Genomic DNA, 9,976 nt, shown 5'->3' on the forward strand with positions numbered 1-9,976 from the left:
AGAGGGGAAGGGTTGGGGAAAAAGATAATTGCTGAGGCAATTCAACTCTATCGTTTAAAGAATTATAAAAAAATGATTGTAGGAACGGCCAACTCTAGTATTGCTAATATTGCTTTTTATCAAAAAGCTGGGTTTAGGTTAACTGAGATAAAAAAAGGTTTTTTTGATAAGTATCCTGTAGCGATTTACGAGGATGGCATACGAGCGCAAGATATGATTATGTTTGAAAAATATTTGGATTAGGTGATATGTGTGAAAGAATTAATTGATAAAACAGATTATCCACGAAGTAGAGAAACAATAAAGCAAGATCTTGTCCAATTAGGTGTACATAGTGGTATGACTATTTTAGTTCATTCATCTTTGTCTTCAATTGGCTGGGTGAATGGAGGAGCAGTAAGTGTTGTACAAGCACTAATGGACCTTGTGACTGAAGAAGGAACGATTATTATGCCATCACAATCAACAGATTTGAGTGATCCTAGTGAATGGCAATTTCCAGCTGTTCCTAAAGAGTGGTGGAACGATATAAAAGAAACAATGCCAGCTTATGACCCTGAATATACTCCAACAACGGGGATGGGAAAGGTTGTAGAAGTTTTTCGCGCTTTTCCTGGCGTAATAAGAAGTATGCATCCAGCCTATTCTTTTGTAGCTTGGGGTAAGAATAAAGAGAAGTTATTAAACTCTCATGAGATTGACTTTGGTCTTGGTGAATTGTCTCCACTAGGTAAATTATATAAAGAAAACACGTTTGTTTTAATGATTGGTGTTGGTTACGATAGCAATACTTGTTTTCATCTTGCCGAATATCGTGACAAACATAAAACGTATATAAAAAAAGGAGCACCTGTAATAGAATACGGGCAACGAGTTTGGAAAGTATACGACGAAATTCAATTTAATGAAGAAAAGTTTGAAGAAATCGGCAAAGGTTTCGAAAAATCTTGTCACATTGAACAAGGGAAAATAGGCTCAGCTAATTCAAAACTGTTCTCGATGAGAGAGGCCGTTGATTGGGCCGAAAACTGGTTAAACAAATAATTAGAAGAAAGGTCAGGTTATTCATGAAGAATAAATCTGACCTTTCTTTTTACATTTCTCTTTTAATAATATTCATCCGTAAACCTCGTTTAGGTCTTAGAGTAATTAGTGGTTGAGGTAGAACAGCTGGATGATCATCTAAAAGAGTTAATCGAAAGCGTTGACAAATACAAGCGATAACAAGCACTGCTTCCATTACCGCAAAATGGTTTCCAATACAGACTCGCGGACCGCCACCAAAAGGGAAATAGGTATAATCAGGAATGGTTTTTAGAAAATCATTATCAAACCTTTCAGGAATAAATGATTCTGGTTTGTAAAAATACTTAGAATCACGGTGCATGACATATTGACTTATGAGAATCATATCACCTTTTTTAAAATAATAGTCGCCTATCTCAACATCATGATCTACTTTCCGACCAATCACGTAAGCAGGAGGAAATAGTCGCATGGTCTCCCAGACGACATTCTGTGTATATTTTAATTGCTTGAAATCAGCTGGTTCAATATTTCGACTGCCGACTACCTTGTTAATCTCATCGTAAAGCTTTTGCTCGATTTCTGGATGTTTTGAAAGTAAATAAAAAGCCCATGTCAATGCGTTTCCAGTAGTTTCATGCCCAGCTAAGAAAATAGTCATTAACTCATCTCGAAGCTGCTTATCAGACATTCCTACTCCGCTTTCATCATCTTTAGCTGCCATTAACATTCCTAATAAATCATTATAATTCTCCGCACCTATCTTACGAGAGTTAATGATTTTATATAGAACATCATCTAAATCACTTATCGCTCTTTTATAACGTTTATTACTTTTACTAGGTAACCAGAGTGGTAGAGGGAATAAAGTTCTCATTCTTTTTACAGCAAGTCTCATGTAAGTGTCAAGGGGATGCCCAATAATCTCATTTCCGTGATCAAATTCCATACTAAACATGGTCTTACTAATAATACCTAACGTGATATTCATCATATCCTCATTAACTTGAGTGATTTCCTTTGAGATCCATTGATCAGTATAGCTGTAAGTGGTATCAATCATATCCTGAGCGTACTTACTGATATGTGTGTGTTTAAATACAGGTTGGATAGCTCTTCGCTGCTTCAGGTGAAAGTCTTTTTCGCTCGTTAATAAGCCTTCTCCTACCAGATCCTTTAACACTTTCAGATCTTTTGATTTAATGAAATTCTTCTGTTTCGTAACAAGAATTTCCTTAATTAAAGCTGGACTGGAAACTAGAAATATATTCTGAAAAGGACCTAAACGAAATTGAGCAACATCTTCGTATTCTCTTGCAAGAGAGCTCATAAATTGTAACGGGTTCTTTTGGAAATCAGTAAGATTACCTAAAAATCTAGTTCCCTTCGGACCGTTAACTTGCTTATAGTTATTATATTCTATCAAATGAACAACCCCTTCTTATTAGTTACTTGCTTTTCAGAGTATGATCAGTTTTATCTTTAGCTTGTACAAGAGCGGAGTAATAGCAAAAAAGGCCTTTTTCCTTAAGTAGGTAAACTAACAAGCAAAACTCTTTCCAAAGAATATAAATAGAGAAACTGTTATATTGGGAGAGATGATTAATATGGGAAAGAAAAGGAAGAAGAAAGATCAACCGATATCAATTGAAATGATAAAGCAACTAGGGATTAAATCTGAAAAACATCTTAATCAATTTATTCATAAGTGGTTAGATGATCCTGAGATTGTCAAGTTAATTAATAATGGGTGTAAACAACATGTTCGTTTATTAAAATTAATTCAAGAATATGTTGATATAGTTGCTCTCCATTTAAATATTCCTACTAAAGATGATGTAGCCAATGTTGCTAAAATAGCTATACAAGTCGAAGAAAAGTTAGATTGTTTAGAGGATAAAATTCTAGCTGTTGTTGATGATAAATTGAAGCACAATAAGAAGAGGAAAAAAAGAAGAATAGGTAAGAATCATTTAAGAGAACAATTATTGCATAGCATTATATCGCATTCACCAGATGATCTGACCAAATACTTGCTTGAACAATTAAAAGAGAGGAAGAGGTAGTGGGAATGTTAAACAATCAATCACAACTAGGGGAGGGGAATTTGAGGGAAAATCTTTCCAACATAATGAATGATCCTAATTTTAGGGTAGGCCAGACAAAAAAGGAGATTGTGTGGAAGCGCAATAAGGCAACTCTATATTATTATCCATCAAAGAGCAAAAAATATAAAATACCATTATTTCTCATTTATTCTCTAATAAACGAGTCATACATTCTTGATCTTTATCCTGGTATGAGTATGATTGAAGCTTTCGGACAAGAAGGTTATGATGTTTATTTATTAGATTTTGGAAAGCCTGGTTATGAAGATCACGATCTAACGTTGGATGATTATATTATTAAGTATATTCAAACAGCTGTAAAGAAAACACTCGTTCATTCAGAAGCAACTGAATTAACCATAATTGGTTACTGCTTAGGAGGAACTCTAGCGACTATCTATACAGCGATATGCGATGAACCAGTTAAAAATTTAATTTTATTTGCTACACCAATAGACTTTGAACGTTCACCGTTTCTGCAAACATGGAGCTTTGCCGTTAAAAGAGGAGATATTGATATTGACTCAGTGATTGATGCTTATGGAGTTATTCCTGCAAAACTCGTTTATTTAGCACTTAAGATGGCAATAGCACCTATAACATTTACCTCATATATGTCTCTAATGGAAAGAGCAGACGATGAGGAGAGTGTTAGAAAATGGTTGCTCTTTAACAAATGGGTAAAAGGACACATTCCCTTCGCGGGTGCTACTTTAAAACAATTAATAAATGTATTTAAAGAAAATCAACTGATTAAAGATCAATTGATCATTAAAGGGAACAAAGTTAAATTAGCTTGTATAGAATCCAATTTATTAGTTCTTTCTACTACGGGTGACCAAATCGTTCCAGAACATTTAACAACTCCTATAGTTGAAAAAGTATCGAGCGCAGATAAGCAATTTAAAAGGCTGAAGGGAGGGCATGTAACGATCGCAATGCGAGGAGAGATTCCAATAGAAATGGTGAATTGGTTATCAGAAAGATCTGATCTCATTTAATATTAGGTTCTCAAAAAACGGATAGAATATACCTAAATCACTAATCGCGATGTCAATATATACAAGTCATATCTAGAGCGAATTGATTCATACTACAAAAGATAAGGTTACTTATCTCTAATGAAAACTTAGGGGGCTATTACATGGCGGCTAAGAAAAATGGTAAACAAGGTCAATATGATGAAATTGAATTTTCACAAGAGCTTGCAGACTCTGAAGATAAAGAAGCTATGGCTCGAATGGATGCTGCTGATCAAAGAGTGAAAAATAAACAAAAGAAGAATAAATAACGAAAAAGGACTCTCATATTGAGAGTCCTTTTGTAATCATATATGATTACTTTTGAACGTTAGCTGCTTGAGGTCCACGTGCACCTTGCTCGATTTCAAAAGTTACAGTTTGGCCTTCTTCTAATGATTTAAAGCCTTCGCCTTGAATAGCAGAGAAATGTACGAATACATCGTCGCTTCCTTCTACTTCAATGAAACCGAAACCTTTTTCTGCATTAAACCATTTTACTTTACCTTCAGTCATGATATTGCCTCCTATGTGGATAATCCACAAAATATTACTATCTCTGCCCATATATAACACATCAAGACAAAACCACTTATTAAAGAAAGTTAACTCTATCAGTTTTACCGAACAAAAATAATTAATTTTATCATAGCAGTTAGAGGGAAATTTTGCAAGTTCTTTTTATGTTGAAAGTTGATTTAAACTTAAGACTCTAACTGTTCAATTTCTTCTTCAAAGTAAAATGTTTTGGGATGTTCTACACAAGTGTAAGAATATCTTTTCATGTTAGGAACATAACTAAATTTATTAATCGTGATCGTTTCTCCTGTTGACTTTAGTCGTACCTTTTGATTAGTGATAAATTTATTTTTATTTTTCAAATTAACCCCTTCTTTCTATTTTAATATGTATATTTCATTATCTCATACTTAATAAAAATAGGTATTCTGTTTATTAAATTTCCACAAGTAAACGATCTTATCCGAATCTTACTTAAATTTTTGATTAGGAGTAGGAAGAACTATACAATTATTAATTGTAACATAAGATAAGATATTTATCTGCCTAAGTTCTTTTTACATCTATCTTTATATGTTATATGGCTATATACTAGAGTTTAATGACTGATATTAAACGAGGTTAATTCATATGAAACGTAATTTATCGAAATTTGAAGAATCGGCTCAAACTGTCCTTAATCTTATGAAAGATACAATATCGGCCAAGACTTTTTTTGTAGCAACTACTCAAGATGATCGGTTTAAAATTCTTAAGAAAATAAATGAAGATGGAGGTTGCGAAATTCCTCCTGAAGTAGACACTCCTTTAAAGGATTCCTATTGTGGTAAAGTTGTCGGCAATATGGAGCCTTTATTGATTGAAGACGCTTTAAAGTCAGAACTTGTGAAAGATATGGAAGTGACAAATTCGTTTTCGATTGGCTCTTATTTAGGTGTTCCTATAAAATTAGAGGATGGTACGGCTTTTGGCACATTATGTGCTTTAGATCCAAATCCAAACGTACTATCAGAACTGGATATTAAGAAATTAGAAGGATATGCAGAATTAATAGCTAATTCACTTGCTCTTGAGGAGTCATTTAGAAAACTAAAAGACTATGAAATACAAACGAAGCGTGAATTTCAATTAGCAAGAAATGTCCAACAGGCTCTTTTGAGTAAGCCTTACTATGACGAAAATTTAGAAATTGACTTTATATACACACCATCGTTTCATCTCTCTGGAGACATCTGTACTTGGTATGAAATTGAAGAGAATGTTTACGGTATCGCGGTATTAGACGTAATGGGACATGGAGTATCTTCTGCTCTTATCGGAATGGTTCTACGCACTTCTCTTGAAAATTTCATTAAAGATAAAGTTACTCCTTACGAGGTAATGGACCAACTAAACAAGGTATTATTTCATTTATTTGAAGAAGAAAAAGAGGTCGTTACATTCGTCACCGGAATATACTTGTTAGTCGATTTTAATAAACGGTCAATTAATTATATGAATGCTGGACATCCTCCTGGTATCGTTTTCCACACAGGTGCTTCAACATTATTAGATAAGGGCTCAATACCTCTTGGCATATATAAAGATTTAAAAAGGGAATATGGTCATTTTGAATTTGAACATATAGATGAAATTTTACTTTATACGGATGGCTTAACTGATTATTTATACGAAAATGGCAAAAAAACAACTGAAACGTTAATAAATAAGTTTCATAGCAAAGATAAAGTAGGTTTATCGACTATTGACTTTTTTAAGAAGTTGGTTCATGAGCGACCTGTTCATGACGATGATATATGTTTAGTTACGGTGAAATTCTTAAATTCAACTCTGTCACAAAAATCAGTCTTACTAAAACATCACGAATTAGAAATATATTGATAGTTGGCAGAAATAATTAGAAGCTTCTCGTAAAGTGACTACTTTACGAGAAGCTTTTTTTAATTAAATGCAAAAAAAGACGTCCTAATTTGGACGTCTTGTGCGTATTGCGGCGAGAGACTGCACTCCACATTTGTGCATTGCTCAAAAAGCATGTCAATCTCATCTTATGCAATTTAGCTCATCGCTAGGTAAGTATAACACTTTTTCTTAGGGAATGATAATTGTATTTATTTCCAAAAACCTTTATTGATTAGGCCACATTGATTGAAGTTAAAAAACGATAATAAATTGTTTAACGATTGTAAATAATACCTTTAATTAACTTATTAAGAAGGTGTAAAAATGTGGGTAATCATATTGATTTAACAGCAACAGAGATGGGGTATTTATGGTCTACATACCAAGCAGAGACTATGAATTATTGTATTTTGACGTATTTTAATCAAATTGTAGAAGATGATGATATTAAAAGGTTAAATGAATTAACGTTGGATTCTTCAAAGGAAAATATTGAACAAATGAGGTCGATTTTTAAATTAGACGATTTTCCCATTCCTATAGGATTTACAGACCTTGATGTACAGAAAGAAGCCGGTCAATTGTATACAGACCCTTTTATTCTATTTTATCAGTGGTTTGTTGGTAAGGGGAATTTAAATTACGGTTCCCTTGCAATTAATACTATTGCTAGAGAAGATGTATTTAATTTCTTTGAGCAATTTACATCGAAAGCTTTGAGTCTGTTGAATCAATCAAGGAAAATGTTGTTAACAAAAGGTTTGTGGATAAGGGCACCTTATATTCCACCCCCTAGAAAAGTTGAATTTGTAAAAAAAGAAAGTTTTCTAAATGGATGGTTTGGGGATGAACGCCCGCTAGCCGGAATAGAAATTGCTAGCATCTTTTATAACCTTATCACTAATACAATTGGTCACTCTCTAACAAAGAGCTTTTATCAGGTAACAACTAAAGGAGAAATTCAAGATTATTTTAAAAAAGGGCAAGAGATCTCAGAAAAGCATATTAACATACTAAGTAAAATGTTAAAAAAAGAAGATTTATTCGTTCCAGCAACTTGGAATGCTGGTGTAACTGATAGTACTACACCTCCTTTCTCTGAGAAGCTAATGCTTTATTTCATCTCTTTCTTAAATGCTCAAGGATTAAATAATTACGGAAATGCTATTTCAAATTCGATAAAAAGAGATGTAGGAGCAGATTTTTCGCGCTTAGCTGCGGAAGTTTCTGCTTACGGTGAAGAGGGTATAAAGTTACTAATCAAGAACGGCTGGATGGAAGCCCCACCTCAAGCCCCAAAAAATAAAAAATAAAAGGTTTTAAGAGAGGATGTCTTCTAAGGAATCAAAACGAATTCTTATTAGACATTCTCTTTTTTGCTTACAAAATAGTGAGTCGAATTGTTCACTTACGTATTAAAGACAACTAAAAGTAATTACTGTTTGTTATTTTAAAGTCAGATTGTTACCATTGTATGGAGAGATATAATCTAATTTAATTACATACAAGGAGTTGTTGTTCGTTTGATTTTAAATTTGATAACTGGAGCTTTAGTAATTGGAGTTAGCTCTGCCTATATTTTTGGTTGGTTGATTTTTGCTCATTCATTTCATGCCATTTTATTCATTCCTATTATAGCAACAGTGTTATGGATCTTAGCTTTTGTGGGGCAATCAAAGTTCCCTAAATATAGAAACCTGTTTATTGGTATCCAAATTGTTCTTGGAGTAATTGCTTTAATAGAGATTATTAGCATGTTTGGTTAATTGGAGCAGGAGAAGATAAGGGACTGTTCGAGAAAACTTATATGTACAAATTCCTGACAATGTAAAAGTAAAAGAGATTTTAAATGCTCATGTTGAATTTATTAGACGAAATAATTAATTTAAGGAAATTAAACGAAGAAGAGCCTCTTTTAATCGAGCCTCTTCTTACTTATGTTTATTTGGCATTGCGTGGAGGTTTGTTTGTTGGATTAATAGCCTTGTCAACATCTTCTGCTGCGATGACAGGATCAACCGTATTGCTAGTAGCTTTACCTTTTTGACTATAACCTTTATCACGTTTTTGACTCACCCTGAAATGACCTCCTTTTAATAAATTAATGTTGTTCTTTGTTAAGATGCTTTTGTTGAATCAAGCTTATTCATTCTTTTTCAGACAATAATGATTAAAAATTCAATTAAGGTATAAGGTTTCTTAGATTTTGTATAAAAGACAATGTAAGAATACATGATAAGAAAAGGATTAAGGAAAGGGGTCTAGTAAGGGTGTATGAAATTACAAATATGATTATAGATAATCATTTTGATATCGAGGAAGTGATCACTGTTTCAATTACTCATGATTATAAATCTTACAGTATTACTTTTAATAAATCGGATCTTGAAGTTATAAACACATGGGTTTTTGAAAAAAATACGTCTTTTCCAGCTGTTTTATCAGAATCAATTATAAATTCTATAAGAGAAGATATTAAAGTAAAATTAAATTAAAACTAATTACATTAATAGTCAATAGAAGAAGATTATTCACTTATGGTCTTCTTCTGTTGGCTATTTTTTTTAGACTTTCTACTAATTTCTGTTGATTCTATGTGTTAGCAGTTCCAGTCTCACTTATTATACATAGAGATAATACGGGAGGTGATAGAGATAATGGGGAATGAAGGGGAAATTAAACGGTTGTTGGGTGAAGACAAGCTTAAGAACATAGCTCTACAAAAAGCTATTTCAGGTAATAATGAAGCGAATACAAATGTAAAGAATATATTTATGCCGTTAGACTATACCTCATTAACAGCTTCTAACCTAGTAAGTAGTTATCTTGAGATGTTCTCTCTGCTAATTAAAAACAAAGAGTTTTTCCATGAAAACAAAGCTTATATATTAGCCAAAATAGAAACCTATGAAAGCCTAATGTTAAAAGTAGTTAAAGATGAAGAAAGGTTTAGAAATCAATTGATTGAACTGCTCGAAGATACATCTTCATAAACTAACCTGTGCCAGTTTATAGTTTTGTTAACTATTTTCATTAAAAAGATATTTACTAGTGAAAACGCCATTACGATTATCAAAATATTTAATAGAATAAAAGTGAAATCATACAAAGGAGTATTTTAGAAAGGTGAAACTACTATGAACAAATCATTAATTCTTGGATTTTTACTTCTGTTGTTACTTTTAATGATTTCTTTTACTTTGCAAGACTTTAGGGTTCTAATAAATATAGGAATTGTCTTTGGGACTTTCTCGCTCCTTATTATTGCAATAGCTTCAGGGGTCTTACAGCAAAGGAGTATTCCTATTGAGAACATACCTTATGAGGATAAAAGAATGAACATTAACAAGTTGGCCTTAAACCTAGGTTTATCGAGTTTACCTTGTTTAATTGCAGCTGTAT

General features: G+C 32.8%; 14 protein-coding genes. 11 read left to right on the top strand and 3 right to left on the bottom strand.

Annotated elements, in window-relative coordinates; translation table 11 throughout:
• Together JCM9157_RS21990 and JCM9157_RS21995 are read left to right on the top strand one after the other, a co-directional pair.
• Positions 1-243 (top strand): GNAT family N-acetyltransferase (locus tag JCM9157_RS21990; RefSeq protein ID WP_035668405.1); only part of this gene is annotated, 243 nt, incomplete at its 5' end.
• Positions 244-252: 9 nt separating this feature from the next.
• Positions 253-1,044, top strand: a complete 792-nt coding sequence (locus JCM9157_RS21995; RefSeq protein ID WP_035668408.1) for an AAC(3) family N-acetyltransferase — start codon at positions 253-255, stop codon at positions 1,042-1,044.
• A 49-nt stretch (positions 1,045-1,093) separates the two neighbouring features.
• Here JCM9157_RS21995 and JCM9157_RS22000 read toward each other — a convergent pair whose 3' ends face one another.
• Complete coding sequence (locus JCM9157_RS22000; RefSeq protein WP_052013313.1) at positions 1,094-2,452, bottom strand: cytochrome P450; 1,359 nt, start codon at positions 2,450-2,452, stop codon at positions 1,094-1,096.
• A gap of 181 nt (positions 2,453-2,633) precedes the next feature.
• Between JCM9157_RS22000 and JCM9157_RS23685 the strand changes: the two genes are divergently transcribed.
• From JCM9157_RS23685 to JCM9157_RS24260, 3 genes are all read left to right on the top strand, one after another.
• Positions 2,634-3,092 carry a hypothetical protein gene (locus tag JCM9157_RS23685; RefSeq protein ID WP_052013314.1) on the top strand — a complete coding sequence of 153 codons (459 nt, stop codon included), beginning with the start codon at positions 2,634-2,636 and terminating at the stop codon, positions 3,090-3,092.
• 5 nt (positions 3,093-3,097) lie between these two features.
• The gene (locus JCM9157_RS22010; protein ID WP_235715079.1) at positions 3,098-4,135 is read left to right on the top strand and encodes an alpha/beta fold hydrolase; all 1,038 of its coding nucleotides are present in this window, start codon (positions 3,098-3,100) and stop codon (positions 4,133-4,135) included.
• Between the two features lie 143 nt (positions 4,136-4,278).
• Positions 4,279-4,425 (top strand): YfhD family protein, encoded by a 147-nt coding sequence (locus JCM9157_RS24260; RefSeq protein WP_081734290.1) that lies wholly within the window; start codon positions 4,279-4,281, stop codon positions 4,423-4,425.
• Between the two features lie 46 nt (positions 4,426-4,471).
• On the opposite strand, the gene JCM9157_RS22015 is transcribed toward JCM9157_RS24260, so the two are convergent.
• Positions 4,472-4,669: a cold-shock protein gene (locus JCM9157_RS22015; protein ID WP_035668410.1), complete on the bottom strand. Its 198-nt coding sequence runs from the start codon at positions 4,667-4,669 to the stop codon at positions 4,472-4,474.
• Positions 4,670-5,302: 633 nt separating this feature from the next.
• Here JCM9157_RS22015 and JCM9157_RS22020 point away from each other — a divergent pair.
• From JCM9157_RS22020 to JCM9157_RS22030, 3 genes are all read left to right on the top strand, one after another.
• Positions 5,303-6,553 carry a GAF domain-containing SpoIIE family protein phosphatase gene (locus JCM9157_RS22020; RefSeq protein ID WP_035668412.1) on the top strand — a complete coding sequence of 417 codons (1,251 nt, stop codon included), beginning with the start codon at positions 5,303-5,305 and terminating at the stop codon, positions 6,551-6,553.
• A 347-nt stretch (positions 6,554-6,900) separates the two neighbouring features.
• Positions 6,901-7,887: a DUF3231 family protein gene (locus JCM9157_RS22025; protein WP_035668414.1), complete on the top strand. Its 987-nt coding sequence runs from the start codon at positions 6,901-6,903 to the stop codon at positions 7,885-7,887.
• A 210-nt stretch (positions 7,888-8,097) separates the two neighbouring features.
• Entirely contained in the window at positions 8,098-8,340 is a 243-nt protein-coding gene (locus tag JCM9157_RS22030) for a hypothetical protein (protein WP_035668416.1), read from the top strand.
• A 175-nt stretch (positions 8,341-8,515) separates the two neighbouring features.
• Here JCM9157_RS22030 and JCM9157_RS25860 read toward each other — a convergent pair whose 3' ends face one another.
• Positions 8,516-8,650, bottom strand: a complete 135-nt coding sequence (locus JCM9157_RS25860) for a hypothetical protein (RefSeq protein WP_268870971.1) — start codon at positions 8,648-8,650, stop codon at positions 8,516-8,518.
• A gap of 194 nt (positions 8,651-8,844) precedes the next feature.
• On the opposite strand from JCM9157_RS25860, the gene JCM9157_RS22035 reads away from it, so the two are divergent.
• From JCM9157_RS22035 to JCM9157_RS25555, 3 genes are all read left to right on the top strand, one after another.
• Positions 8,845-9,069 (top strand): hypothetical protein, encoded by a 225-nt coding sequence (locus JCM9157_RS22035; protein WP_235715080.1) that lies wholly within the window; start codon positions 8,845-8,847, stop codon positions 9,067-9,069.
• A 162-nt stretch (positions 9,070-9,231) separates the two neighbouring features.
• Complete coding sequence (locus JCM9157_RS22040) at positions 9,232-9,567, top strand: hypothetical protein (RefSeq protein ID WP_035668418.1); 336 nt, start codon at positions 9,232-9,234, stop codon at positions 9,565-9,567.
• Between the two features lie 144 nt (positions 9,568-9,711).
• A partial coding sequence (locus JCM9157_RS25555) for a hypothetical protein (RefSeq protein ID WP_035668420.1) occupies positions 9,712-9,976 on the top strand: 265 nt, incomplete at its 3' end.

Source organism: Halalkalibacter akibai JCM 9157 (assembly GCF_000513135.1).
Taxonomy (GTDB): Bacteria; Bacillota; Bacilli; order Bacillales; family Bacillaceae_D; genus Halalkalibacter; species Halalkalibacter akibai.